Here is a 24,137-nt window from a genome sequence, read left to right as displayed (position 1 = left end):
CGACCAATCGGCGGATTCTAGATGTCGCGGCGCTGCAGCACCACGGCCGCGGCGACCAGCGGGATGACGATCCACGCGGCGACCACCAGCCCGTTCTGCCATTGCTCCAGGCCACCTGGAGCCAGTTGGAGCTGCATCAGTGCGGCACCTGCCTGGTCCGGCAGGAAGCGCATGGCCTTGGCCAGCCAATCGGCAAGTGCACTGAATCCGCCCATGGCCAGCGGGAGGACGAAGAACAGCGCCGCAAGCACGACGATGCCTCCGGCCGAGTTGCGCAGCAGGGCCCCCAGCGCCATCCCGATCAGCGACACCATCACCACGTAGAGCACGCCGACCCACATGGCCCGCTGCAACGCCTCGGAAGAGAACACCAACTCCAGGTCGTAAGCCCCGGCGATGGGCTTGGCAACGGCGAAGGACAGCAGAATCGACACGGTCGCCACCACCGCGGAAACGATGCCGATCATCAGCGTCTTGGCCCAGAACACGGGCTGGCGCGTGGGGACGGCGACAAAGGTTGAACGTGCTGCGCCCGTGGCAAACTCGGAGCTCATGACCATCACGGCCAGCGCCCCGATGATCAGCTGGGCGAAGGCCAGTCCGCTGGTAGGCAGTGCCGCGGTGACCTCTCCCATGTCCCCCATGGATGCGGCCATTTCCGGGGACTCCGCGGCCATGCCCATGGACCAGCCGATAAGCCATGCGCCCAGTGCGGCGAATGCCACCATCACCACGACGGTGGCCAGGATCAGGATCATGGTGGAGGGAAGCGAGAAGAACTTGATGAATTCGCCGCGCAGCACTCCGGGGAAGCTGAGCTTTCCGCTTCCGGCGGCACCGGGCGCGGCGGAACGTGGTCGTTTCATGGTTGCGGTACTCATGGCTAGCCCTGCTTTCCGGTGGTCGTGGCGGCAAGCTCGTTGCCAAGGTGGGAGTGGTACTCGACCTCGTCCTGGGTCAGCGCCATGTAGGCCTCTTCGAGGGACTGCTTCACGGGCGTCAACTCGTAGAGCAGGATCCGCCTGTCGAGGGCGCGGGCCGCGATCGCCCGGCCATCAAGCCCGGCAACCTGGATGGTCTGGCCATCGACCCGGGTCAAGTGCACGTTTTCGGCGGCCAGCGCGTTCATCAGGTCTTCGGCCGAGTCCGTCTTGACCCTGCAGGTCGGCACGTTGCTGCCGCCAATGATCTGCTCGATCGGGGCGTCGGCAATGATGCGCCCGCGTCCGATCACGATCAGGTGGTCGGCGGTCAGGGCCATCTCGCTCATCAGGTGCGAGGAGATGAATACCGTCTTGCCCTGGGATGCCTGGTGGCGGGCGAGGTTGCGCACCCACAGGACGCCCTCGGGATCCAGCCCGTTGACCGGCTCGTCGAGGATCAGCGTCTGCGGGTCACCCAGCAGGGCGACCGCGATGCCCAACCGCTGGCCCATGCCCAGCGAGAAGCCGCCGACCTTCTTGGAAGCGACAGCCCCCAGGCCGGTGAGTTCGATGACCTCGTCGACGCGGGTGTTGGGGATCGAGTGGGTTGCCGCCAGGGCCCGAAGGTGGGTGCGGGCGCTGCGCGACTTGTGCACGGACTTGGCTTCCAGCAGGGCCCCGACCTCGCGCAGCGGCGCTGCGTGCTCGGCGTACCTGCGGCCATTGACCGTCACGTTGCCAAAAGACGGCCGGTCGAGCCCGACGACCATGCGCATGGTGGTGGATTTTCCGGCCCCGTTCGGGCCAAGGAAGCCGGTGACTTTGCCCGGCTGGACGGTGAAGCTCACGCCGTCCACCGCACGCTTGGTGCCGTAGTTCTTGGTCAGTGCCTCTGCTGTGATCATGTCTCCAACGGTACGGAGTATCTCTCGTTGCGTCGCCGCCCAAGTGGATGATCTTCAGGGGTGAGGCCGTCACTCTTTCGGCGTACGGGTTTCCCCCTAGGGGGTGCCGGAGTTCCGGTAAAACCGCCGCATGCCGCGGGCCCGGAATCAGCCGGCCTGGGCCCGTTCCAGCTTGCGGGCGTAGGCCCGGGCCGCGCGCACGCGGTCGCCGCAGCGGGTGGAGCACCAGCATCGACGGGCGTGCGTCCGCAGGAGGAACCTGTCGCAGGACGCGGCCTCGCATTGCGCGACCAGCTCGGCCTGGCCGCCGGTCAGCAAGGCGGCCGCATCCTCCGCGATCTGGGCCATGGCGTGTTCGACCAGCTGGGTCACCGGGTGCCGTGGGACCCGGCGGAGTCCGCTGCCGGCGTCAAACTGCAGCAGCAGTGCGCTGGGCACCTTCACCAACGCCCGGTTCACGGCCTCCACTGCCTCCGGCGCGGGAGCGTCGCCCACCACCCGGGCAGTGAAGAGGGTGCGCAAATTTCCGCGCAACGTCGTGAGCTGGTCCTGGCAATAGGCGAGCAGGGCGGTTTCGGCCGGAACCAGGCGTTGCCCAACGAGCCACGCGGTCGCTTCGGCCGGGCTGCCCAGATCGTCCGCCACGTGTCCGCCGGGAAGGCTCACGGCGCTATTGACCAGGGCGAGGCTCGGGTGGTCGTCGGCGCCGGGGGCAGGGGGAAGTGGGATCCTTGACATAGATCTCATGGTATCAGTTGTATTTTTCCGTGATAAGACGCTAACCTGAGAGTCACGCTTAAGTTACATATTTTCCATGAGAATTGAGAGAGAACCCATGATCCAGTCACGACCCCTGGGCAACGCGCCCTTCGTCCTATCGGTGCTCGACAATGCCATCACCGGAGTGGGGCATACGGCACAGGAGACCTTCGGGGAGATCATCACGCTGGCGCAGTTGGCCGAGAAGCGCGGCTTCGAGCGCTTCTGGATGTCCGAACACCACGCCATGCCCGGTGCCGTGACCTCCTCTCCCCAGCTGATGGTCGCGCGCCTGACCGGCGAGACGCAGCGCATCCGCCTCGGCGCCGGCGGCGTGATGTTGCCCAACCACGCACCGCTGGTGATCGCCGAACAGTTCGGCATGCTCGAGTCGCTCGCCCCGGGACGCATCGACCTCGGCCTGGGTCGCGCTCCGGGAACCGACGGGCAGACCGCGGCGGCGTTGCGCCGCCGCCACAACGCGAACGACGACTTTCCCCAGCAGGTGCTGGAACTGCTCGGGTTCATCAACGACGACTTCGGGCAGGGGCACCCGTACCACGACGTCCACGCCGTGCCCGGTCCCTGGCTCGCGGAGCAGAACCGGGTGCCCCGGCCCGAGACGAATCCCGAGGTCTGGATCCTGGGTTCATCCCCGTACTCGGCGCAGCTGGCGGGCCAGCTCGGCCGCCCCTATGCCTTCGCCCTGCAGTTCGGCAGCGCCGACGTCACCACGGCCATGCGGCTGTACCGAGAGAACTTCAGGCCCTCGGAGCTGCTGGACGAGCCGTACAGCCTGGTCAGCGTGGGCGCGATCGCCGACAACGACCCGGCCGAGGCACGCCGCCAGTCGGCGTCCTCGGCAATGGCAATGATGCGCATGTTCCAGCGCAAGCCCTTTGCCCTGCTGCCCCCTGACGAGGTCGAGGCCTACCCGGCAGACACGCACGAGCGCGCAATCCTCGACGAATGGACCGACCGCACGCTGCACGGCACCGCCACGGACGTGGCCCAGGGCCTGGAGCTGCTTCACCGGCAGACGGGCGTCAACGAGGTGATGCTCGTGGTCGGCGGCCATTCACGCCGCGCCCAGTCCCGGACCGTGGAGCTGATCGCCGACCACTACGGACTCCCCTCGATTCAGGAAGGCCTCCCCGGGAGCACGCCTGCGGCCGGCCCGCAGCCCGCAGGCCGTTAGCGGACCTCGGATTCGAAGACGCACAGCGCCACCTGGACGCGGTTGTCCATGCCCAGCTTCTCCAACACCCGGCCGATGTGGGTTTTCACGGTCGCCAGCGAGATGAACAGCTGCTGCGCGATCTCCTGGTTGGAGTAGCCGCGGGCCATCGCCACCGCAATCTCCCGTTCCCGCCCGGTGAGCACGCCCAGTTTCTCCAGGGCCAGGTTGCGCCGCGAGCTCTCCGGGCGCGAACCGGCCACCGAGATCAGCTGCTTGGTGACCGATTCAGAGAGCATGGTTCGCCCGGCGGCCACCTGGTTGATGGCGTTCATGAGGTCGGCCGGCGGGGTGTCCTTGAGCAGGAATCCGCTGGCACCCATCTTCAGCGCGGTCAGGACCATCTCGTCGGTGTTGAACGTGGTCAGGACCAGGATCTTTTGGCCCGGGTCGGCCCGCAGGATCTCCTCGCTGGCCAAGAGCCCGTCCATGACCGGCATCCGGATGTCCATCAGCACCAGGTCCGGTGCCATCGAGGCCACCATGGACACCGCCGCCCGGCCGTCTGCGCATTCGCCCACGACCTCGATGCGCGGGTCCGATTCGATGATCATGCGCAGCCCGGCGCGCACCAGGTTCTCGTCATCGACCAGCACGATCCGGATCATTTCGTCTAGGTTCCCCACGGCAGCCACACCTTCAACACGAATTCGCCTTGTTCTTCCGGCTCGATCTGCAATTCCCCGCCGGCCAGCCGGACCCGCTCGGCCAGGCCGGTCAAGCCCAGGCCGGAACTGGGAGGGCTCCCCGGCTCGGGTGCTTCCCGCGGCCCGACGTCCAGCCTGTTGGCTGCCCGCAGGAACAGCCTCTCGCCGCCACCGCCGACCAGAAGCCTGACCTCTTGCCGGGGCGCGTGGCGGCGGGCGTTGGTCAGCACTTCCTGGATGATCCGGTACAGGTGGCGTCCGGTGCTCTGCGGCAGGGCATCCAGCCGTTCCCGGGCTCCGGGCTCCAGCTCGAGGTTGACCGCGGTGCCGGCGGCCCGGCTGTCCGCCAGGATCTGCTCCAGCTGCTCCAGCGTCGGTTGCGGCCTGGCCGATTCGTCCTCGCGCAGCGTGTTGGGGTCGCGCAGCATGCCCAGCACCTCGCGCAGCTCGCCCAGGGCCAGATGCGAATTCTCCCGGATGATGCCGGCCGTTTGCCGGGTTTCCTCCGGCGTGAGGTCGCTGCGGTATTCGAGGGCACCGGAATGCAGGGCAACCAGCGAGAGCCGGTGCGCCAAGACGTCATGCATCTCCCGGGCAATGCGGGTGCGCTCGTCCGCCTTGGCCGCGTGGATCTGGGCTTCGCGTTCCCGCTGGGCGCTGTGCAGCTGCTCCCGCTGCGCGGCCGCCAATTGCCGCCGTCCCCCGATGTACATGCCGCTGAGCACCATGACGGCGAGCAGGACCAGGGCCGTGATGGTGGTTTCCCACCAGGCCAGGGCCTCGCCAACGGGAATCAGCACCGTGGAGGCCAGGCGTTCGCTGATCAGCATCGACCCGATAAACAGCACCGAGATCCCGGCAATTTCCCACGGCTTGCGCCGGGTGGCCAGGGACGCCACTCCCATCAGGGTGATGCCTGCGGCGACTGCGGAGGGGATGGAAAGCAACACGAGGGCAGCCACCACAGGCACGGGGAATCGGTGCCGGAACGGGTACAGCACGAATGCCGCCAGCCCGCAGAGGATGTCCAATCCGACAACGAGCCCCACCGCGTCCAGGTCCGCGGGGTTGTCGGGGGAATACCCCTCGTAAACCATCCCGAACCCCAGGATCCCCAGCAGCAGCCCCAGGGCCAGCCGCCACGAGTGGGCAAGGATGCGGCGCGGCATCGATGCCTTGGCGGTTGCTGCATTCACTGTGGTCATTGGCTTAACGTTACCGGCGGGACCAACGTGCCGGCATCGGCCGAAAGGACCACGTTGCCCTGCCCCGGCGGAAGCGCAAAGATCGTCCGAATTGCCGAGGCAAACAAGGCACCGCCTGATACAGAATGGTGGCATGAACACGATTCCACCGCCGTACCCGCCACCGACCCACGGCCCGCAGCCCGGAGCCCAGCCCGCCTACTGGGGTCCGGTGGTCCCCGCCCCGGCACCCGTCCCGGCCGAACCGCTGGAATACCACCGGCTGGCCCGCACCTATGGCGCCTATCGCTGGTGGAAGCTGCTCATGGTGGGGCTCATCGCCCTGGGCCTGTACGTGGGCCTCATGCTGCTGGTGGGGATCGTTTTCGTTTTCGTCGCGCTCGGCAACCCGGAGCTGGAGGCCTCGATGGATGCGGTCGTCATGGGCACGACCAACCTCGACATGTCCGACCCGGCCGTCTTCATACTCTCCATGGCCACCTTGGTCGTGATGCTTCCGGTGATCCTGTTGGCCACCCGGATGATGAACGTGCAGAAGGTCGGCTCGCTGACCTCGGTCACCGGGCGCATGCGCTGGGGTTGGCTGGGCCAGTGCATGGCCGTGGCCCTTGCGGTCCTGGCATTGAGCTTCGGGCTCTCCTTTGCGCTGGATGCCATGGCCGGGCACGGCATCGCACCGGACTTCAACGCACCGGACATGTGGATGATGCTGATCCTGACCTTGCTCCTGGTTCCGTTCCAGGCCACGGCCGAGGAGTACGTGTTCCGCGGATACCTGATGCAGCTGATCGGCGGCTGGCTGCGCCACCCCGCCTTCGCGATCCTCCTGCCCATCCCGCTGTTCATGGCCGGACACATGTACGACATCTACGGGCAGCTGGATGTGGGCTTCTTTGCCCTGGCAGCCGGCTGGCTGGCCTGGCGCACCGGCGGGCTGGAAGCGGCCATCGCGCTGCACGTGGTGAACAACTCCGTCATCTTCGGCCTGGGCGCCATCGGGCTGGTCGATGTCAGCGCCACCGAAAGCGACCTGCCAAGCCTGATCGCCTCGATCATCACCACCTCGGTGTTCGTCCTGGTCATCGTGAAGCTGGCGAACAAGCGCAACATCCAGCGCCGGTCCGTTCCGCCGGTGGCCACACCGGCACCCCCCGTACCCGGACCGTGGGTGCAGCCCGGTCCGTGGAACGCACCGCCGGCGCACTGAGGCACCTTGCGGGGTTCGACCGCATCCGCGGTATAGGTTGGGGCCAACGAGCAACATCAGGGGGATATCGATGAAGGCAACTGATCGCGGCGCGGCAAGGCCTGCCCTTGCCGTCCCCTGGCTCGGGGCAGCAACCCTGCTGCTTGTCGGGTGCGTCCCGCTGGATGCACCCGAACCCGTGCCGATCCCGAGCCCCTCGGTCCCCGCGCCAATCCAGTCGGCCTCCGCGATTCCCACCGGTTGGGAGGACTGCCAGGATCCCGTCGTCACGGCAGGAGAGGCACTCGTCGAAGGCTGGAAGGTCTTCGCAGTCAAGGCTGTGGATACGGGGCCGGGAGGGATCTCCGGCACCACACTCCTGGACGGAGCCTACAGCCCGCTCATTTTCTTCGAAGACGAAGGCTCCCAAGACCTGGGACGTTTCACCGGGACGGTCAGCGAGGACATTGGTTTTCCCGTGGATGGAGTCCTGTCCGGCGTTGAATCGCTGGAAACGACCTTCCAGGACGTCGAAGGAGAGGGCAGGATCGTCACCTACCGTGCCGTCGAGGAGGCGAGACTGCCGTTCACCTTGGCCTGCGGGAACGAAGAAGCCCGCGGAACGCTCCACACCTGGAACAACACCGAGTCCGGCATCCTCGACTGCGCCCTGGCTCCCGAAGAGCCGGTCGGTTCCCCGGCGGCCTTGACTCGGGAAGAATATTGTCTATAGGGCTGAGGTGGTTCATCGTGGGCGGAAGTTCCTGGGAACCCATCGGCCTGGAAAAGGACAAGATCATGGCCCGCCGAAAGAACAGGCAAGGGCCAGCGGTCCTTGGCCTGCTGGCCCTGTTTGCGGCGTTGGTCCTCACCGGCTGCCAAGCGGTCGGTTCCGCCGAACCGTCCCCCACCAGCACCATGGGAGTTCCGGACGCCGTGCGCAACGTGGTGGTCATTGGCGATTCGCTGAGCACCGGATTCGGCACCAGCCCCGCGAACGCCTGGCCACAACTCATCGCCACCTCGCACCGGGACGACACCCCTCCGCTGGAGATCCTCAACATCGCACAGAACGGAAGCGGCTACCTGAACGTCGGCCTCACCGGCACCACCTTCGCGTGGCAGGTGGAACAGGCGGTGACGCCGAAGGCCGACCTCGTGATGTTCTTCGGTTCGGTCAACGACCTGCGACACGACCCGGCGGACCTGGCTCCGGTCATCGCCGAAATCTACGCCTCCGCCCGGCAGCAGGCCCCGAACGCGACCTTCCTGGTGATCGGGCCGCCGGCCTACAGCACCCGCCCCGAGGCCCGGCGCCTGGCCCTGCGGGACGTGATCGAGCAGGCGGCACAGGCAGCCGGGGCCCGATTCGTTGATCCCATCGCCGAGGGCTGGCTCGTCGAGGACCTAGGCCGGTTCGTGGGACCGGACGGGCTGCATCCCTCGGTGGCGGGAAACCACCATCTGCGGGACAAGATGGAACCGCTCATGCTGGAGGCGCTGCGCGCGAGGACCGCCGCGGCTAGTTAGCGGATCAGCCGGCTGCCCCGGGCCCTGTCGATGGCCGCGGTGCGGTTGTCCACCCCGAGCTTGTCGTAGATGTGGATCAGGTGCGTCTTGACCGTGGACTGGGAGATGAACAGTTCGCCCGCGATCTCCTTGTTGCTCTGCCCGCGAGCCAGCAGCTGCAGCAGCTCGAGTTCGCGCGGGCTCAGGTCGGTGGAGTTGGCACGTGCCTCGGGGGTGATGCGCGCGGCAATGTCCGCCGAGAGGACCTGTTCCCCGGCTGCCGCGGCCTCGACCGCCGCCAGCACGTCGGGCAGCGGGGCATCCTTGAGCAGGTAGCCGGCCGCCCCGGCATCCAGCGCCGCACGGATGTCCGCGTCCGAGTCGTAGGTGGTCAGGATCAACACCGGCGGCCCGCCCTGGGCGCGGATCTTCGCGGTGGCGGTGACCCCGTCCATGCCGTCCATCTGCAGGTCCATCAGCACCACGTCCACGTGCTGGCCCAGGGTCTTGAGCCGTTCGAGCTGGGCCAGGGCGGCTGCCCCGTCGCCGGCCTCCGCCAGCACCGACAGCCCGCCCTGTTCGGTGAGCACCGCGCGCAGGCCCGCTCGCACCACCGGGTGGTCATCGACGAGCATGATTTTCAGGTTGGGCATCACAAACTGCTTTCTGCGGTGGTGAGCGGGATGCGGACGGCCAGTACCGTCCCCTCCCCTGGTGCGGATTCGATCTCCAGGGATCCACCGAGCAGCCCCAGGCGCTCGCGCAGGCCTGCCAGACCGTACCCGGTGCCGTCGGCGCGGGGCTTGGCCGGGATGTCTCCGGTGTCCATGCCGTCCCCGTCGTCAAAGATGTCCAGGGTGACGGCGTCGGGCAGGTAGCCCAGGCTGATGACGGCCCGGGACGCGTGGGCGTGGGCGGCGACGTTGGCCAGCCCGGACTGGGCCGCCCGCCAGAGCGCCGCCGAAACCTCCGCCGGCAGCGAGGTCGCGGTGCCGTCCTGCCGGAAAACCACGTCGAAGCCATGGCCGGCGGCCACGGCGGTGCGTTCGGCGGAGGCACAGAGCCGGCGCAGCCGCCCGGACAGGGAACGGGCCCCGTCGCCGGCCGAGGACAAATCTGCGACGAAGTCGCGCGCCTCGGCCAGGTTCTCGGAGGCCGTCGCCCCGATTGTCTCGAGCCGTTCGGCCGCGGCCGTGGAGTCCCCTGCCGCCAGGGCCGCGGAGGCGGAGCGGGAGACCAGCACGATGCTCGAGAGCCCCTGGGCCAGGGTGTCGTGGATTTCGCGGGCCAGGCGGGTGCGCTCGGCCAAGGTCCCGGCGCGGTGCTGTTCCTCGGCGAGCGCCGCACGGGTGGCGCGCAGTTCGTCCAGGGCCAGGCGCTGGTTCACGCCCTCGGTGTACAGCGCACGGTAGGCCATGCCCATGATGACGGCGAAGATCGCGCCGACCACCGGTCCCAGGATCTGGGGAAGGGCCAGGGATCCGGAGTGGTACCAGCCGGCGGTGACGACCGCGGCGGTAAGCAGCGCGACAGCAACTAGGGCGTGGCGCTGGCCCAGGATGTGCAGGTGCAGGAAGAAGAGCGGGAAGGCCAGCCAGGAGTAGTCGGCGTGCAGGTAGAGCAGTACGAGCCACAACACCACGACCCCGGCCAGCCACCATTTGGCCCAGCGCACGGTGCTCTGCGCCCGGGCGGCGGAATGCCGTTTCTCCTGGATGGTCCCTGCCAGGTAAAGGGCGGCAAGCAGAGCGGTCAGTGCGATTGCCGTGATCCGCGGGGCCGGGCTCGATTCTGAGAGCAGCACTCGGATGAGTCCGACGCCCAGCAGTGCGGCGAAGCCAACGTGCAGTCCCACGCGCAAGACGCGCAGCACCATTTCGCCGGCCGAGCCCGTTTGGGGYTCGAGTGGAGGAGGCGGGGCGTCTCGGCCTGGCTGTGCTGCGGGAATGGTCACATCACCCAGCGTAGCGCCGCGCACCGGCGAGCCGACTCCACCAAATGGTTGAGTCCAGACTTCCCTGATCCCGTGACTCGGAAGCGGGTACGGTCGAGCATCTAACGGTATATAAACATGTGTAGGTAAGTGTAGGAATTTCCATACACTTACCTATACACTCCTAAACATGGAACCTGCCCTCAACCCATACAGTCCCGGCTCTGGCTTGCAACCCCCATTCCTTGCTGGCAGGGAAGGTGAAATCGAGGCCTTCGACCTATTGCTTGCTCGGACGAAGCTGCAATACCAAGGACGAGGGATGATACTCGGCGGACTCCGCGGCGTGGGGAAAACCGTGCTCCTGAACAAGCTCCGCGGGATGGCTCGGCATCACGAATGGCTCGAGGTAAAGCTTGAAGCCCGCCCCGGCGTCGCTGGTTCCATCGACACCCGCAAAACCCTTGCGCGGGAACTGCAAGTTGCTGCCAGGAGATACACCACATCTTCATACGTCGGGGAAAAGTTCAAGCAGATGCTGGGCACCTTGACATCATTTAGTCTCAGCATGGGAGCACAGGGAATCTCACTTGGAGTGGAAGCCGACCCTACCCGTGCTGCTACCGGACAAATCGAAATCGATTTGCGGGACTTGACCGAGGACTTGGCAAGGGCGATGCGTTCCCTACGCAAGGGGTTCGTCATTTTTATTGACGAGATGCAAGACCTCGACAATGAGCTGTTGTCAGCTTTGGTTACGGCGCAGCATCATGCCGGGCAGGAGGAATTGCCCTTCTATGTCGTTGGTGCCGGGCTCCCCAATCTCCCTTCACGGTTGGCCGAAGCACGAAGCTACGCGGAGCGCCTCTTCGATTATCGGGTCATTGGAACGCTTGAAGAGAATGAGGCGATCGACTCTTTCCAGATTCCGGCAGCAAGAGCTGGGCAGGAGTACTCCCCGGAGGCATTGGAAATACTGCTCAACGTTTCTGGACGGTATCCCTACTTCATCCAGGAATTCGGAAGCGCAATGTGGGAGGCCGCCCAAGATTCTCCTTTCACTGACGTTGATGCCGAAATTGCATCGCGAATTGGACTACAGCGGCTTGATTCTGGCTTCTTTCCATCCCGTTGGGATCGTGCGACGCCGAGGGAACGCCAATATCTGACCGCCATGGCACAAGATGGTGAAGACGGTTCTTCCAGCTCATCCGTGGCAACGAGACTTGGCACGGCCGTTCAAAACTTGGGCCCAACGCGTGCTCAACTAATTGGAAAGGGCCTCATATTTGCACCGGACCATGGACGCGTCGCATTTACCGTGCCAGGCATGAGCGCCTATATCGAGCGCCAGCATTATGCCGATTAGAGTCGGCGACCCCACTCAACGTTTCAACCCCGAATCGTCAAAGAATTGACCCCGGTCAGCAGAGCGCCAAAGTACCGGACAAAGACGGAAACTGACGGATTCAGAACCTCTGGCCAAAGGCGTTGGTCCGTGGTGTGGTTGGGGAAGGAAGCAATTTGAGTCTCGGGAGGACCGCAATGTCGAACAAGCACAGTTCAGGATTCTTTCCCGTCGAGCGCCGCGGTCTGTGGGAGACGTTGACCCTCACCATCGGATTCACCGCGATCCTTTGTTGGTGGGTAGCCATCGTCGGGATCGTGAACACCCGCAGCGCCGGATCCGCGGCCTTCCTGCTGGTCCCGGTCTTGGCCACGGCCGCAACCCTGGTCGCGTTGCGCCAGGCATCCCGCAGCCGGGCGGGCGGCTCCCTGCCCTGAGGTTCCGCTGGCTCAGGTCAGGCCCGCGACAGGGTTCTCCGGAAGGCTCATATCGACCCAGACGGGCAGCTACTTGTAAAGAGGTATGCCAACGTATAGGTGCGTATAGGAATTTTCCTATACTTTCGCCCGGCGAATCTAGACGACTAGAAACGAATCCCGAACTCGTGGCGCAGCGCGCTTTGCGCGGCCAAGTGGCCGGACATTCCGTGTACCGAGGGCCCCGGCGGCGACGAGCTGGAGGCCAGGTAGATCCCTTTGGCCGGAGTCCGCCACGGATCGGTGGACAGCGTGGGACGAACCAGCATGCCGCGCATGTCGGTTGCCCCACCCGAGAGGTCCCCGCCGACCAGATTGGGGTTCTGCGCGGCCAACCCCGGCGCGGTGACCGCCTCGCTGTATTCGATGGTGTCGGTAAACCCCGGGGCCACGGCCTCCAGCTGGCGGTTCATCACGGTGGTCAGGTCCGCCGGGCTTCCGTTGGGCACATGGCAATAGGCCCAGAGGACGTGCCTGCCTTCCGGGGCTCGGCTTGGATCGAAGCGGCTGGGTTGGGACACGATCGCGTAGGGCGCGGCCGAGACGTCGGTGCGGACCCGGCGCTCCTCCCGCCCGATCTGCGCGGCGGTGCCGCCCAGGTGGATGGTGCCGGCATCGGCCAGCTCCGGATTGCGCCACGGCACCGGGGCGTTGAGCACGTAGTGGACGAGGCAGGATCCCGGGGGCCGGCGCGTGCCGGTGAGGATGTCCCTGTACTTCTGCGGCAGGGCATTGACCGCGATGGAGGCCATGGCCTCCGGCGAGGTGTCGAACAGGACGGTCTTTTCGGGTATCTGGGCCAGGTCGGTGACCTCGGTGTCCAGCTCGATGCTGCCCCCTGCCGCAACGAGCATGCCCGCCAGCGCGTCGGAGATCGCCTGCGATCCGCCCACGGGGATCGGCCACCCCCCGGAGTGCGCCGCAGCGGCCAGGAAGAGCCCGGCTCCGGTGGCCGCCGGTCCGCGCCCGCCGCCGGCGGTGTGGGCACCACAGCCGGCGATCATCGCCGCGGCCATCTGGCCGGTGCCCAGCCCGGGGACCATGAGCTGCGCGGCGCGCAGCCCGAAGACGGCCAGCGGACCAAGCTGCCGCGGGATGCGCAGCAGCGGGTTGAGCAACAGCTCCGCGGTCCCCTCCATGCGATCGACAACGGGCCCCAGGATCCGCCGGTAGCCCGGCCCGTCGATGCCCAGTGCCGCAACGGTCCGCTCCAGCTCCCGCCAGGCGATGCCGGCCCGGCCGTCGGGAAGCGGGTGCGCAAAGGAGATTTCCGGGACCACGAAGTCGACGTGCTCGCGCAGCCCGATCTGCCTGAAGAACGGGGAGAGCAGCGCCATCGGGTGCACCGCCGAGCCCAGGTCGTGGATCGCTCCCGGGTAGCCGAGTTCCCGGGTGCGCGCGGCCCCTCCGACGGTTGCGTTGCGTTCGATGAGCCGCACCGAGAGCCCGGCGCGGGCCAACGTGAGGGCTGCGGCCAGCCCGTTGGGTCCGGCCCCGATCACTGCGGCGTCATGCGCCATGTCTTGCTCCCAACACGAATCTGTCTTCCGCCCCGGCGAATGCGCCGGCCTGCGGGTCTTCCTGGCCCCCCCGGCGCACCGGGTCCAGCTCGGGGTCGAACATCGACTGGCTCACCCGGTACATCAGATACCCGGTGGCGATCATGTGCCCCAGCACGGCGAAGACGTAGAAGGAGGTGGGGAACGTGTTGGAGGCCTTGATGTCGGCGGTGGTGGCGTACAGGTACATCCAGATGGCCCAGAAGTGCAGCACCTCGAAGAGCTGCCAGATGAGGAAGTCCTTCCACTTGGGCCAGGCCAGCGCCGCCAGCGGGATCAGCCACACCACGAATTGCGGGGAGTAGACCTTGTTGAACAGGATGAAGGAGGCGACGATCAGGAACACCAGCTGGCCCAGCCGCGGGGCCACCGGCGCGCGCAGCCCCAGGTAGGCGATCCCCGCGCAGCTGGCCACAAAGAGCCCCAGGGCCAGGGCGTTGATGGCTCCGGCGCCCAGTGCCGGCATCCCCGGCACCACGCCGGCGGTGACGTTCCAGATGTGCCAGAAGGATGACAGTCCGGCCCCGCGGTCCTCGGTGAAGGAGAAGAAGTGGCTCCACGCCTCGAAGTTCACCACCGCCAGCGGCAGGTTCACCGCCAGCCAGGACATCGCGGCCCCGGCCAGGGACACCCCCAGCGGCTTGTAGCGCCCGGTGCGGATGGCCAGCACGATCACGGCCCCGAAGAAGAGCAGCGGGAAGACCTTCATCGCGGTGCCCAGGCCGATCAGCACCCCGGCCAGGAAGACTGCCTGCCGCGACCAGGCCAGCATGGCCAGGGCCAGGAAGGCCACGGCCCACATGTCCCAGTTGATGGTGGAGGCCAGGATGAGGCCCGGGGCCAGGGCCACCATTGCCGCGTCCCAGGGCCGGCGCCCGGCGGTGCGCGCGGTGGCTATGACCACCAGCAGCCACAGCCCGGCCACCAGGAAGAAGTTCAGGTCGAAGAAGGCCAGGGCCCGGTTGAATTCGCCTTGCGGGATCAGCGCGGCGGTCAGCGAGGCGACGACCGACATCAGCACCGGGTACTCGAACTGGGCACCGGAGGCGAAGGGCGAGAAGGCGTTGTCGGCGAAGCCGCGGGCGTAGAAGAGCGCGGTCCAGTCCGAATAGCAGGCCCAGGCATAGGAGTTGGTTCCGCCCCAGCCGTTGAGCCGGCAGGCGTTCTTCGAGGCCACCGCGAGCAGCGCGGCGATGACTGTAAGGATGACCAGCACGCGTTCGACGGTGAAAAAGCCGGGACTGATCCGCCCCGGGCTGCTGTGCCTGCCCAGCGGGCCGCCAATGACCTCGGTGAACTTGCGCAGGAACGCGTCGCTGCGGCTCGGAACCGTGATGCGCATCGGGGCAAGCCGCGGCTTCGGCGGACCTTGGTTCGGTGGCTGGCTCATGGTTTTCAGCCTAGTAGGTCAAGCGGCCAAAGCCCCGGCTCCGGACCCGCGGCGCGATGGCGACAGGGAGGACGAACCCGCCTCTGCCCTATCGTTCGCCTTCGGGGAACTGGGCGGCCAGCCGCTCCAGGGTCCTTTCCATGTTCGGCCCGGTGGTCCGGGTGAAGCCCAGCAGCCGCAGCATCCACTTGTGCCGCAATCGGCTGGCATCCCAGGTTTCGCGCACCGTTGTCCCGGACCCGTCGGGTTCCAGTTCGTAGCGCCAGCGGTGCCCGCTGAAGTGCCGCCACGCAATCAGCCGGTCCTGCTCGAATTCGACCACGGTGTTGCTGATCCGGTAGGGCACACCCAGACGCATCTGCATGCCGAACTCACTCCCGAGGGCGAGCCTTTGCGCCTGCCCGCTTGTTGCCCGCACCGTTCCGGATCCGTCGATGACCGGGTGCATCGCCGGATTCGCCAGCAGCTCGAAGACCTCGTGCGGGGCGGCGGCGATGAATCGCTGGCGGGACTGCAGGTATGCGGAGGGGATCATCAGCCCATGCTATGCGCCGTCCGCCCCGGTACCGGTGCCCGGACTGCTTTTGCGCGCGACTTGGCGAACGGCGTTGGCGCGCCATCTGGTCTATCCCCAACGATTCAGTTGTGCCATTCTGGGGTGACTGGCACCATCAGGAGAGAATGATGAGCATTGGAAGCACGCCGGCCGGCTCCGGCCCCCGGCCCGATCGGGGCCTGGTGCTCGGCCCGATGCTCCGCCACGTTGACGCAGCCTCCGCCAGCATTTGGGTGGAGACCGCCGCGGCCTGCACCGTCGAGGTCCGTTCCGGCGCGGACGCCTGGCAGGCCACAACCTTTGCCGCGCATGGCCACCACTACGCCCTGGTCGAGGTCTCGGGACTGGAATCGGGCAGCGTACGCCCCTACACGGTGCACCTGGACGGGACCCTTGCCTGGCCCGTTGCGGACGGGTTTCCCGACCCGGTGATCGCCACCCTGGACCCGGCCAAGGAACCACGGCTGGCCTTTGGCTCCTGCCGCACCMGTGTTTCCCACGACGAAGCCGGCAATCGCACCCACGGGATCGACGCCATGCGCGCCTACGCCCTGGCCATGGCCGCACCCGGGCACGACCGCTGGCCCGATGTGGCGCTCTTCCTCGGCGACCAGGTCTATGCGGACTCCACCAGCGACGAGATGCAGGAATTCATCCGCAGCCGCCGCAACATCAAGGAGGCACCCGGGGCCGAACTGAAGGACTTCGAGGAATACGCCCACCTGTACCGGTTGGCCKGGTCSGACCMGGCCAACCGGTGGCTGCTCTCGACCCTGCCCAGCGCCATGATCTTCGACGACCACGACATCCGCGACGACTGGAACTCCTCGCTGAGCTGGAAACACAAGATGCAGAAGACCAGCTGGTGGCACGAGCGCATCGTTTCCGGGCTCGGCTCGTACTGGATCTACCAGCACCTCGGAAACCTCTCCCCCGACCTGCGTGCGGCCGATCCGCTGTGGCGGCGCATCGCGGCCCACACCGGTCCCGGCGAGCTGGACCTGACCGCGGACCTGGACGAGTTCGCCGAGCGCGTCGATGCCGTGCCGGAAAGCTACCGCTGGAGCTACTGCCGCGACTGGGATGCGGTGCGCCTAATCGTGGTGGACTCCCGGGCAGCCCGCAAGCTCGAGCCCGAACGGCGCGCCCTGCTCGATGCGGCGGAACTTGACTGGCTCGACGAGCACATGCGCGGCGGATTCCGCCACCTGCTCATCGGCACCTCGCTGCCCTTCCAGCTGCCCATGGGCCTGCACCACGTGGAATCGTGGGACGAGGCAATCTCCAGCGGGAGCCACCGGCGACTCAGGGCATGGCTGGGCGAGCGGTTGCGCCGGACATTTGATCTTGAGCATTGGGCCGCGTTCCAGCGCAGTTTCCAGGAGGTGGCCCGGCTCGCCACCGAGGTCGCCGACGGCAAGCGCGGACCGGCCCCGCAGACGGTCACGTTCCTCTCCGGAGACGTTCACTTCTCCTACGTCTCCGAGGTCGAACGCGAGGGCGGCAGCAGGATCCTGCAGGCGGTCTGTTCGCCGATCCGCAACCCGCTTCCCCGTTTCCTGCGCTACTTTGCCGCGGCCCTGGCCTTTGGGCCGGCGGTTCCGTTCGGGGCCTGGATGGCGCGCAGGGCGAACGTGCCAAGCCCGCCGTTTGGCTGGAATCTCATCAAGGGTCCCTGGTTCGACAACAACCTGGCCATCCTGGAGGTCACCGGCGACGGGCTGGCGTTCAGCTGGCTCACCGGGGTGGCCCGGGACGGGGCCCCGGAACTCCCCGGGCTGGACACCGTCGCCGCCGCAACCCTCGGCGCGCGCCGGAACGGTTCGCGGGAAGAGGAACCGCCTGTTCGCAAGTGACAGGGCACCGGTCCCGCAACCGTGCCTTCAGTAGACGCGCGCCGTGGCGAACCGCAGCGGGCTCAGCTCCGCGCGCCGCCGGATGAGGTCCACGGCATGGGCGTCCAGGCGCCTGTCCTCCTCGTTGGCGGGCACCAGCTGCCGCACCTCGGAGGCCCGCCCGGACCCATCGCGGGTGACGAAGATGGTCATGCACTGCGTCGTGTCGCGCCACTGGGCGTCGCGCGGGTCCCGCGCCCGCACGTGCACGGCGATGTGCATGGAGTGCGGGCCGGTGTGGATCAGCCTGGCCTCGAGCTCGACGATGTCGCCGATGTGGATGGGATTGGTGAAGTGGATGCCCCCGGAGTAGACGGCCACCGCGTCCGCGCCGCACCAGCCCATGGCACAGGCCCGTGCGACCTCGTCGATCCAGCGCATGACGATCCCGCCGTGCGCGTTCCCGCCCCAGTTCACGTCGCCGGGCGAGGCCAGGAAGCGGAACCGCTCCCGCGGCGCGGTGCCCGCCTCCGTGTATTCCTGGGCCCGCATGGCGTCGCGGATCTCGGCACGCGCGGCAACGCGGGCCGTGGCCCCCTGGGCCAGCTGGGCGGCTTCGGCGTCTGCCGGCTCCCACGGCGGGACGGCCTTGGCGCGGCGGTTCTCGTCCATCGCCACGAAGACCAGGATGCAGTCCATGGCCGGCTTGAAGATCCGTTCGCGCACGTCGGCGGCGTCGACCGTGACGACCACCTGCATGCTGCTGCGCCTGGTGTGCACGATCCGGGCGGTGACCTCGATCAGGTCGCCGTTCTCGATGGGCCTGGTGAAGTGCACGTTCCCGACGTAGGCGGTGACGCAGTACCCGCCGGAGTAGCCCACGGCGCAGGCGTACCCGGCCTTGTCGATCCATTCGAGCACCCGCCCGGCCTGGACGGTGGTGCCGTCCTCGGACACGTCCGTCGGGGCGGCCAGGAAGCGCAGCATCATCACATCGTTCATGGGGTTCATCCTAACCAGCGGCCCGGGCACCGGCCCCACGGTTACTTGCCTTGGTCTTGGGCAATAGCGGCGCCGAAGACAGCCATGGCGGGCACCTTGGGAAATGGTGCCCGCCACAGGTGGTGCATCGACCCTTGGCGGGTCAACGCGGGAAATCGGAAATCAGTTGCTTTCGGCCACTGCGCGGATGCCCTCGAGCACCGCTGCGACCTGGCCGGCGACCTCTGCGTCGTCCTTCGGGTGCAGTTCGGCGAAGCGGACCACCGAGTTCGGGATCGACAGCTTGACGTCCTCCAGGACGTTGGCGCCGGCGATGTTCAGTGCCTTGCGGGCCTCGTCCTGGGCCCAGACCCCGCCGTACTGGCCGAAGGCGGTGCCGATGACAGCTGCGGGCATGTCCTTGGCGACGCTGTTGCCGAAGGGACGCGACAGCCAGTCGATGGCGTTCTTCAGGACGGCGGGCATGGTGCCGTTGTATTCCGGGGAGACCAGCAGCAGGGCGTCTGCCGCACCTGCGGCGGCGCGCAACTCAAGTGCCGCGGCGGGAACCTGGCCCTCGATGTCCTGGTCCTCGTTGTAGAACGGGATGTTCTCCAGGCCGGCGAAGACGTTGACCTCGACGCCGGCGGGGGCGTTCAGGGCCGTGGCTTCGGCGAGCTGGCGGTTGGTCGAGCCGTTGCGCAACGAACCGACGAGGGTAAGGACTGTGGTTGCCATATGGGGAGTCTCCTGTTTCGGGGGCTGTGCTTGATACGTCAATGAGAGCCAACCGCGTGGCGGCCCCCGCGATTCCCGAACCTTCCGTGACGTGCAACACTCCCCCATACGGGCGGAGCATGGCCTTCCCCAAAACACCCTCCTCCAGCCGGTCTGTTGCCAAGGGTCCGCAGCGAAGCCCGCCCCGTCGTTCGGTGCTGGGCCTCAACCCACCTCGCACTAGCCGCCGAAGAATTCCCTCTGCCCTAGACGCACGTGGGGAGCGGTGGCGACCTACTCGAGGTCCGCGGACCCGGACAGGACGACCTTGGCCCGTCCCCCGACCCACAGCTTGCCATTCTCTCCACTGATGTAAATTCGCCCCTGTCGCCCCATCGCCGTTCCCTGCGCGGCAAGATACGGTGCGGTGGCGCGCTCGGTGGCGATGAGCCATTCGGCCACCGAGGCGTTGAGGCTTCCAGTCACCGGGTCCTCGCGCAGCGGTTCCTCCCCCTCGGTGAAGAACGCACGCACCTCGAACACCGCTTCCGAGTCCGGTCGGTGGGGGCCGATCACACCGATGTCCCACCTGCCCGGATACCCGGACGCGTCGGGGCGCAGATCGAGCACGGTGCGTGCACTATCGAGCAGTAGCCCCACCCAGCCAGGCCCGTTGTCGAGCCACTCGGCATCCACAACCTGCTCGGGTTCGATCCCGAGGATCCCGATCAAATCAGCGAGCATGCCTGGAGCAACGGGTCCGGAGCGCAGCCGTTCCGGCGCGGCGAAAGCGAGCCGATCTCCATCGATGCGCACGGGCACCAGGCCTGCACCGCACTCCTGCACAACAACATCCGGAGTCGCCGGGATCCCGCCTGCATCCAGCCAGGCCCGCGCCGTTCCAAGCGTCGGATGCCCCGCAAAGGGCAACTCGGTATTCAGGCTAAAAATGCGCACACGATAGTCCGCTCCGGGGACCGTGGGCGGCAACACGAACGTGCATTCCGACAGATTCGACCAAACCGAGAACCTGCGTAGCATCTCATCGTCGAGCCCCTCCTCGTCCAGGAGCACGGCAACCGGGTTACCGAGACACGGGTCCCCACCGAACACATCAACCTGACGGAATGCGAAGTTCATATTCTGAGCCTATCGCCAAGGCAAGGCTGTAAATCGCAAGCGTCCAGCGAGCCCCCGGTGCACATCTCGCCCTCGGCGAACATAACCCTCCGGGGAGGGTAGCCGGGAATATCCTGTTTGCATCCGCGTTAACTTGAGTCAATGGCACTCAAGTATCCATAGGAGGAAACATGCCAGCATTCTTTGGCCCGGCCGACGCCGGAAACGGCTCTTTCGAGGACTTCCTGGCGCGCTACCTGCAAGGCCAGCGCACCAGCCGCTTCGGGCGCCCCGTCGACATCACCCGGCTGCTCAGCCGCCACACGCACGAGGTGCTGACCCGTGCCGCGCAATTCGCCGTCGAACACGGCCACAGCGACATCGACGCGCTTCACCTGCTGCGCGTGATGCTCGAGACCGAGCCCGTTGGTGAGGCCCTGCGCCGCTCGGGCGCGGACGCTGCGGCGATTGCCCGAGACGCCGAACAGCGCCTGCCCGAATCCGGGCCGCAGCGCTCCGATTCCACTCCCGCGCTGACCCCATCCGCCCAGCGTGCGCTGCTGGATGCCTACCAGGTGGCCCGCGCCTTCGGCTCCACCTACATCGATCCCGAACACCTCTTCCTGGCCTTCGTGCTGAACACCGAGTCCCCCGCCGGCCAGGTGCTGGGCGCCGCCGGGGTCACCCCGCAGTCCTTGCAGGCAGCTGCCGAGGGCACCGAGCAGCAGCCCTCCGGCACGACACCGGGCAAGCCCTCCGAGGCCGGTGCTCCCGCCAAGGGCCAGACCCCGATGCTGGAGAAGTTCGGCATGGACCTGACCGCCCGGGCGGCCGAGGACGGGCTGGACCCGGTGATTGGCCGCGAAAAGGAGATCGAGCAGGCCATTGAGATCCTGGCCCGCCGCACCAAGAACAACCCGGTGCTGATCGGCGAGGCCGGCGTCGGCAAGACCGCCGTCGTCGAGGGCCTGGCTCGCGCCATCGTCGCCGGCGAGGTCCCGGACCAGCTGGCCGGCAAGCGCGTGGTCTCCCTCGACCTTCCGGCCATGGTCGCGGGCACCCGCTACCGCGGCGACTTCGAGGAACGCCTGACCCAGACCCTGGACGAAATTGCGGCGCAGGAGGGCGAGGTGATCGTCTTCATCGACGAACTGCACACCGTGGTCGGCGCCGGAGGTGGCGGCGGCGAGGGCTCCATGGACGCCGGGAACATCCTCAAGCCGCGGCTGGCCCGCGGCGAGCTGCACCTGATCGGCGCCACCACGCTGGCCGAATACCGCAAGGTCGAGAAGGACCCTGCCCTCGAGCGCCGCTTCCAGCCGGTGACCGTCGGCGAGCCCTCGATCGAGGACGCCGTCGCGATCCTGCACGGGCTCAAGGACCGCTACGCGCAACACCACCAGGTGACCTACACCGACGCGGCGATCCGCGCCGCGGTGGAAATGTCGGCCCGCTACGTGACCGACAGGTTCCTGCCGGACAAGGCCATCGACCTGATCGACACGGCCGGTGCCCGGCTGGGCCTGAAGCGCCCCGCCGGCGTGGACACCGAGGCGCTGGCATCGCGGATCGCCGAACTCGGCGCCGCCAAGGACCGCGCGGTCGCCGAGGAACGCTACGAGGACGCCTCGAAGCTGCGCGACGAGGCCGAGGAACTGGGCACCCGCCTGGCCGAGGCGCAGGAGGGCACCGCGGAGGCCCCGTCGGCGGTGGTCGACGAGGCGCAGATCGCCGAGGTCATCGCCCGCGCCACAGGCATCCCCGCCGCACGGCTCACCGAGGACGAGAAGGGACGCCTGGCCCGGCTCGAGGAGGAGCTGCACGAGCGGGTCGTCGGGCAGGATGATGCCGTGGCGGCCGTCGCCAAGGCGGTGCGGCGTTCCCGCACCGGGCTGGGCGACGAGGGCAAGCCGGTGGGCAGCTTCCTGTTCCTGGGCCCCACCGGCGTGGGCAAGACCGAGCTGGCCAAGGCACTGGCGGCCTCGCTCTTCGGCGACGAGTCGGCGATGGTCAGGTTCGACATGAGCGAGTTCGGCGAGCGCCACACGGTCTCCCGCCTGGTCGGCGCCCCTCCGGGGTACGTCGGCTACGACGAGGCCGGGCAGCTGACCGAGCGCGTGCGCCGGCGTCCCTACTCGGTGGTGCTGCTGGACGAGGTGGAGAAGGCACACCCGGACGTGTTCAACCTGCTGCTGCAGGTGCTCGACGACGGCCGGCTCACCGACGGGCAGGGCCGCACCGTGGACTTCCGCAACACGGTCATAGTCATGACCTCCAACCTGGGTTCGGAGTTCCTGGCCAGCCGCGGCGCCCCGCTGGGCTTCGGTTCCGATTCCGGGGCCGGGTCCGAGCGCGAGCTGCGTGCCAAGGTGATGGGCCGGCTGCGCGAGACCATGCGCCCGGAGTTCCTGAACCGGATCGACGAGACGGTGCTCTTCCGCAAGCTGGAGGCCGAGCAGCTGCGGGAAATCGTGCGGCTGCAGCTGCGCCGCACCGAGGCCCGGCTCGCCGCACACGGCATCGGGTTGGAAGTCGACGAGGCTGCAGTCGGCTGGATCGCCGAGGCCGGCCACGAGCCGGAGCTCGGCGCCAGGCCGCTGCGCCGGGTGATCGCCCGCGAGCTTGACGACAGGATCGCGGACCTGCTGGTCAGCGACGAGCTGGCCGAAGGCGGGACCGTTGCGGTCACCGCCGACGGGTCGGGCCTACGGGTTTCGGCACGGCAGGAAGCAGCGCTCGCGGCGTAGCCCTCGGGGAACGGGGTGGGTGGGACCATGGGTCCCACCCACCCCGTTTGCGTCTTCCGCCTATGCTTGGTGTTGCAGGGGCTGGGGAGCCCCGCACGGGCGCCAACCTTGGGGGGAAAATGCCGCAGCAGAAACCGTGGAAACAGGAACCAGGATTCGGGAGCCGGGCCGGGCAGCCGCTGCGCTCGCCCAGCGGGCGGGTTCCGCAATGGGCACTTGACGAGGCGGCCGGCCAGGAACCCTATGCCAGCGTCGTTCCGCTGAAAAGACCCGCCCGCAGCTCGTTCAGGCGTCCTCGCCTGCGACGTCCACGGCGCAGCTGGAACCTTGGCGTGGTCATCGCACTGCTCGTGGGGCTCTACTACAGCCCCGTGCTCCTCGAGCGCCACATCATGCCGGCACTCGCACCGTCGGTTCCCGGCTCCAACGTCCCCCCGCGCGGCGTCGATGCGGCCACCGAGCCGTTGGGCACACCGCCGGCCGCCACGGGCTCCGGGTCGTTCCGGCTGCAGGATTCCCCTGATCCCGGCCAGGACTTCGTCGCATACGATCCCTGCCGGCCCGTCCGCTACGTCATTCGCACGGAAGGCTCCCCCGTCGGCGGCGAGACGCTCATCCACCAGGCTGTCGCCGAGATTTCCGCCGCCACGGGGTTGCGGTTCATCTACGACGGTTCCACCACCGAGGCCCCCACCGAGCAACGCAAAAAGTACCAGCCCGAGCGCTACGGCAAGCGCTGGGCACCAGTCCTGATCGCCTGGTCGACCCCGGAGGAAACCCCCGACCTGGCCGGAGACGTGGCGGGACTGGGAGGCAGCGCCTACGCCCACGTCCCCGGGCAACCCTATGTCTACGTTGCCGGCCAGGTGAAACTCGATGCACCCGCGCTGGCTCCGTTGCTGGCGCACCGTCAGGGCCCCGCGCTTCTTCGTGCGGTCATCATCCACGAGCTCGGGCACGTGGTGGGGCTGGGCCACATCGATGACCCCGGCCAATTGATGCATGATGACAACGTGGGAACCACGGCGTTGGCCGATGGAGACCGGGCGGGACTTGCCCTTCTGGGCACCGGGGCCTGTGTGCCGCAACTCTAGATGTTCGGTGC

22 protein-coding genes are annotated in these 24,137 nt (G+C 67.5%); 9 read left to right on the top strand and 13 right to left on the bottom strand.

Features of this window, described 5'->3' with window-relative positions:
- Positions 1-17: 17 nt before the first annotated feature.
- From BLJ79_RS05360 to BLJ79_RS05350, 3 genes are all read right to left on the bottom strand, one after another.
- A complete protein-coding gene (locus BLJ79_RS05360) occupies positions 18-881 on the bottom strand; it encodes an ABC transporter permease (RefSeq protein WP_071213675.1) in 864 nt (287 codons plus the stop codon).
- Positions 882-883: 2 nt separating this feature from the next.
- Positions 884-1,828 (bottom strand): ABC transporter ATP-binding protein, encoded by a 945-nt coding sequence (locus BLJ79_RS05355; protein WP_071213674.1) that lies wholly within the window; start codon positions 1,826-1,828, stop codon positions 884-886.
- A 147-nt stretch (positions 1,829-1,975) separates the two neighbouring features.
- Positions 1,976-2,566: a CGNR zinc finger domain-containing protein gene (locus BLJ79_RS05350; protein WP_071213673.1), complete on the bottom strand. Its 591-nt coding sequence runs from the start codon at positions 2,564-2,566 to the stop codon at positions 1,976-1,978.
- Positions 2,567-2,663: 97 nt separating this feature from the next.
- On the opposite strand from BLJ79_RS05350, the gene BLJ79_RS05345 reads away from it, so the two are divergent.
- Positions 2,664-3,785, top strand: coding sequence for an LLM class flavin-dependent oxidoreductase (locus BLJ79_RS05345; RefSeq protein ID WP_071213672.1), 1,122 nt, complete (start codon positions 2,664-2,666; stop codon positions 3,783-3,785).
- Here BLJ79_RS05345 and BLJ79_RS05340 read toward each other — a convergent pair.
- Together BLJ79_RS05340 and BLJ79_RS05335 are read right to left on the bottom strand one after the other, a co-directional pair.
- A complete protein-coding gene (locus BLJ79_RS05340; protein ID WP_139194738.1) occupies positions 3,782-4,450 on the bottom strand; it encodes a response regulator in 669 nt (222 codons plus the stop codon). The genes BLJ79_RS05345 and BLJ79_RS05340 overlap by 4 nt on opposite strands.
- The gene (locus tag BLJ79_RS05335) at positions 4,438-5,676 is read right to left on the bottom strand and encodes a sensor histidine kinase (protein WP_175475396.1); all 1,239 of its coding nucleotides are present in this window, start codon (positions 5,674-5,676) and stop codon (positions 4,438-4,440) included. The genes BLJ79_RS05340 and BLJ79_RS05335 overlap by 13 nt, the downstream gene beginning before the upstream one ends.
- Positions 5,677-5,809: 133 nt before the next feature.
- Here BLJ79_RS05335 and BLJ79_RS05330 point away from each other — a divergent pair, with 133 nt between their 5' ends.
- The 3 genes from BLJ79_RS05330 (at position 5,810) to BLJ79_RS05320 (ending at position 8,392) form a co-directional block, all read left to right on the top strand.
- A complete protein-coding gene (locus BLJ79_RS05330) occupies positions 5,810-6,883 on the top strand; it encodes a CPBP family intramembrane glutamic endopeptidase (protein ID WP_071213669.1) in 1,074 nt (357 codons plus the stop codon).
- A 70-nt stretch (positions 6,884-6,953) separates the two neighbouring features.
- Complete coding sequence (locus tag BLJ79_RS05325) at positions 6,954-7,595, top strand: hypothetical protein (protein WP_071213668.1); 642 nt, start codon at positions 6,954-6,956, stop codon at positions 7,593-7,595.
- A 17-nt stretch (positions 7,596-7,612) separates the two neighbouring features.
- Positions 7,613-8,392: an SGNH/GDSL hydrolase family protein gene (locus BLJ79_RS05320; RefSeq protein ID WP_071213667.1), complete on the top strand. Its 780-nt coding sequence runs from the start codon at positions 7,613-7,615 to the stop codon at positions 8,390-8,392.
- Here the strand turns inward: BLJ79_RS05320 and BLJ79_RS05315 are convergent.
- Together BLJ79_RS05315 and BLJ79_RS05310 are read right to left on the bottom strand one after the other, a co-directional pair.
- Entirely contained in the window at positions 8,389-9,024 is a 636-nt protein-coding gene (locus BLJ79_RS05315; protein WP_071213666.1) for a response regulator, read from the bottom strand. The genes BLJ79_RS05320 and BLJ79_RS05315 overlap by 4 nt on opposite strands.
- Positions 9,024-10,247: a sensor histidine kinase gene (locus tag BLJ79_RS05310; protein ID WP_071213665.1), complete on the bottom strand. Its 1,224-nt coding sequence runs from the start codon at positions 10,245-10,247 to the stop codon at positions 9,024-9,026. The genes BLJ79_RS05315 and BLJ79_RS05310 overlap by 1 nt, the downstream gene beginning before the upstream one ends.
- Positions 10,248-10,494: 247 nt before the next feature.
- Between BLJ79_RS05310 and BLJ79_RS05305 the strand changes: the two genes are divergently transcribed.
- Positions 10,495-11,673: an ATP-binding protein gene (locus BLJ79_RS05305; protein WP_071213664.1), complete on the top strand. Its 1,179-nt coding sequence runs from the start codon at positions 10,495-10,497 to the stop codon at positions 11,671-11,673.
- 176 nt (positions 11,674-11,849) lie between these two features.
- Positions 11,850-12,089 (top strand): hypothetical protein, encoded by a 240-nt coding sequence (locus BLJ79_RS05300; protein ID WP_071213663.1) that lies wholly within the window; start codon positions 11,850-11,852, stop codon positions 12,087-12,089.
- Positions 12,090-12,235: 146 nt separating this feature from the next.
- Here the strand turns inward: BLJ79_RS05300 and BLJ79_RS05295 are convergent, their stop codons facing one another.
- The 3 genes from BLJ79_RS05295 to BLJ79_RS05285 all read right to left on the bottom strand — a co-directional run bounded on the left by BLJ79_RS05295 (position 12,236) and on the right by BLJ79_RS05285 (position 15,612).
- Positions 12,236-13,648 (bottom strand): phytoene desaturase family protein, encoded by a 1,413-nt coding sequence (locus BLJ79_RS05295; protein WP_071213662.1) that lies wholly within the window; start codon positions 13,646-13,648, stop codon positions 12,236-12,238.
- The gene (locus tag BLJ79_RS05290; protein ID WP_071213661.1) at positions 13,638-15,077 is read right to left on the bottom strand and encodes a glycosyltransferase family 87 protein; all 1,440 of its coding nucleotides are present in this window, start codon (positions 15,075-15,077) and stop codon (positions 13,638-13,640) included. Before BLJ79_RS05290 ends, BLJ79_RS05295 begins: the two co-directional genes overlap by 11 nt.
- Positions 15,078-15,165: 88 nt before the next feature.
- On the bottom strand, positions 15,166-15,612 hold the full coding sequence (locus tag BLJ79_RS05285; RefSeq protein WP_071213660.1) for an SRPBCC family protein: 447 nt from the start codon (positions 15,610-15,612) through the stop codon (positions 15,166-15,168).
- A 149-nt stretch (positions 15,613-15,761) separates the two neighbouring features.
- On the opposite strand from BLJ79_RS05285, the gene BLJ79_RS05280 reads away from it, so the two are divergent.
- Positions 15,762-17,489, top strand: a complete 1,728-nt coding sequence (locus BLJ79_RS05280) for an alkaline phosphatase D family protein (protein WP_071213659.1) — start codon at positions 15,762-15,764, stop codon at positions 17,487-17,489.
- Between the two features lie 27 nt (positions 17,490-17,516).
- Here BLJ79_RS05280 and BLJ79_RS05275 read toward each other — a convergent pair whose 3' ends face one another.
- From BLJ79_RS05275 to BLJ79_RS05265, 3 genes are all read right to left on the bottom strand, one after another.
- The gene (locus BLJ79_RS05275; protein WP_071213658.1) at positions 17,517-18,470 is read right to left on the bottom strand and encodes an acyl-CoA thioesterase; all 954 of its coding nucleotides are present in this window, start codon (positions 18,468-18,470) and stop codon (positions 17,517-17,519) included.
- A gap of 162 nt (positions 18,471-18,632) precedes the next feature.
- Positions 18,633-19,187: an NAD(P)H-dependent oxidoreductase gene (locus tag BLJ79_RS05270; RefSeq protein ID WP_071213657.1), complete on the bottom strand. Its 555-nt coding sequence runs from the start codon at positions 19,185-19,187 to the stop codon at positions 18,633-18,635.
- A gap of 273 nt (positions 19,188-19,460) precedes the next feature.
- On the bottom strand, positions 19,461-20,306 hold the full coding sequence (locus tag BLJ79_RS05265; protein ID WP_071213656.1) for a PhzF family phenazine biosynthesis protein: 846 nt from the start codon (positions 20,304-20,306) through the stop codon (positions 19,461-19,463).
- 170 nt (positions 20,307-20,476) lie between these two features.
- On the opposite strand from BLJ79_RS05265, the gene BLJ79_RS05260 reads away from it, so the two are divergent.
- On the top strand, positions 20,477-23,032 hold the full coding sequence (locus BLJ79_RS05260; RefSeq protein ID WP_071213655.1) for an ATP-dependent Clp protease ATP-binding subunit: 2,556 nt from the start codon (positions 20,477-20,479) through the stop codon (positions 23,030-23,032).
- Positions 23,033-23,151: 119 nt separating this feature from the next.
- The gene (locus tag BLJ79_RS05255; RefSeq protein ID WP_139194737.1) at positions 23,152-24,126 is read left to right on the top strand and encodes a matrixin family metalloprotease; all 975 of its coding nucleotides are present in this window, start codon (positions 23,152-23,154) and stop codon (positions 24,124-24,126) included.
- Positions 24,127-24,137: the final 11 nt, after the last annotated feature.

The organism is Arthrobacter sp. UCD-GKA, assembly GCF_001863355.1.
GTDB lineage: Bacteria > Actinomycetota > Actinomycetes > Actinomycetales > Micrococcaceae > Paeniglutamicibacter.
Note: the sequence above shows the minus strand (reverse complement) of the source record. Positions and strands in the feature narration are given on the sequence as shown.

Excerpts from the sequence above, each read along its gene's own strand:
- BLJ79_RS05330 (WP_071213669.1), top strand. The coding sequence starts at position 5,810 with ATGAACACGATTCCACCGCCGTACCCGCCACCGACCCACGGCCCGCAG.
- BLJ79_RS05315 (WP_071213666.1), bottom strand. The coding sequence starts at position 9,024 with ATGCCCAACCTGAAAATCATGCTCGTCGATGACCACCCGGTGGTGCGA.
- BLJ79_RS05355 (WP_071213674.1), bottom strand. The coding sequence starts at position 1,828 with ATGATCACAGCAGAGGCACTGACCAAGAACTACGGCACCAAGCGTGCG.
- BLJ79_RS05255 (WP_139194737.1), top strand. The coding sequence starts at position 23,152 with ATGCCGCAGCAGAAACCGTGGAAACAGGAACCAGGATTCGGGAGCCGG.
- BLJ79_RS05300 (WP_071213663.1), top strand. The coding sequence starts at position 11,850 with ATGTCGAACAAGCACAGTTCAGGATTCTTTCCCGTCGAGCGCCGCGGT.
- BLJ79_RS05350 (WP_071213673.1), bottom strand. The coding sequence starts at position 2,566 with ATGTCAAGGATCCCACTTCCCCCTGCCCCCGGCGCCGACGACCACCCG.
- BLJ79_RS05295 (WP_071213662.1), bottom strand. The coding sequence starts at position 13,648 with ATGGCGCATGACGCCGCAGTGATCGGGGCCGGACCCAACGGGCTGGCC.
- BLJ79_RS05310 (WP_071213665.1), bottom strand. The coding sequence starts at position 10,247 with ATGGTGCTGCGCGTCTTGCGCGTGGGACTGCACGTTGGCTTCGCCGCA.
- BLJ79_RS05270 (WP_071213657.1), bottom strand. The coding sequence starts at position 19,187 with ATGGCAACCACAGTCCTTACCCTCGTCGGTTCGTTGCGCAACGGCTCG.
- BLJ79_RS05305 (WP_071213664.1), top strand. The coding sequence starts at position 10,495 with ATGGAACCTGCCCTCAACCCATACAGTCCCGGCTCTGGCTTGCAACCC.
- BLJ79_RS05290 (WP_071213661.1), bottom strand. The coding sequence starts at position 15,077 with ATGAGCCAGCCACCGAACCAAGGTCCGCCGAAGCCGCGGCTTGCCCCG.
- BLJ79_RS05345 (WP_071213672.1), top strand. The coding sequence starts at position 2,664 with ATGATCCAGTCACGACCCCTGGGCAACGCGCCCTTCGTCCTATCGGTG.
- BLJ79_RS05275 (WP_071213658.1), bottom strand. The coding sequence starts at position 18,470 with ATGAACGATGTGATGATGCTGCGCTTCCTGGCCGCCCCGACGGACGTG.
- BLJ79_RS05260 (WP_071213655.1), top strand. The coding sequence starts at position 20,477 with ATGCCAGCATTCTTTGGCCCGGCCGACGCCGGAAACGGCTCTTTCGAG.
- BLJ79_RS05360 (WP_071213675.1), bottom strand. The coding sequence starts at position 881 with ATGAGTACCGCAACCATGAAACGACCACGTTCCGCCGCGCCCGGTGCC.
- BLJ79_RS05325 (WP_071213668.1), top strand. The coding sequence starts at position 6,954 with ATGAAGGCAACTGATCGCGGCGCGGCAAGGCCTGCCCTTGCCGTCCCC.
- BLJ79_RS05335 (WP_175475396.1), bottom strand. The coding sequence starts at position 5,676 with ATGACCACAGTGAATGCAGCAACCGCCAAGGCATCGATGCCGCGCCGC.
- BLJ79_RS05285 (WP_071213660.1), bottom strand. The coding sequence starts at position 15,612 with ATGATCCCCTCCGCATACCTGCAGTCCCGCCAGCGATTCATCGCCGCC.
- BLJ79_RS05265 (WP_071213656.1), bottom strand. The coding sequence starts at position 20,306 with ATGAACTTCGCATTCCGTCAGGTTGATGTGTTCGGTGGGGACCCGTGT.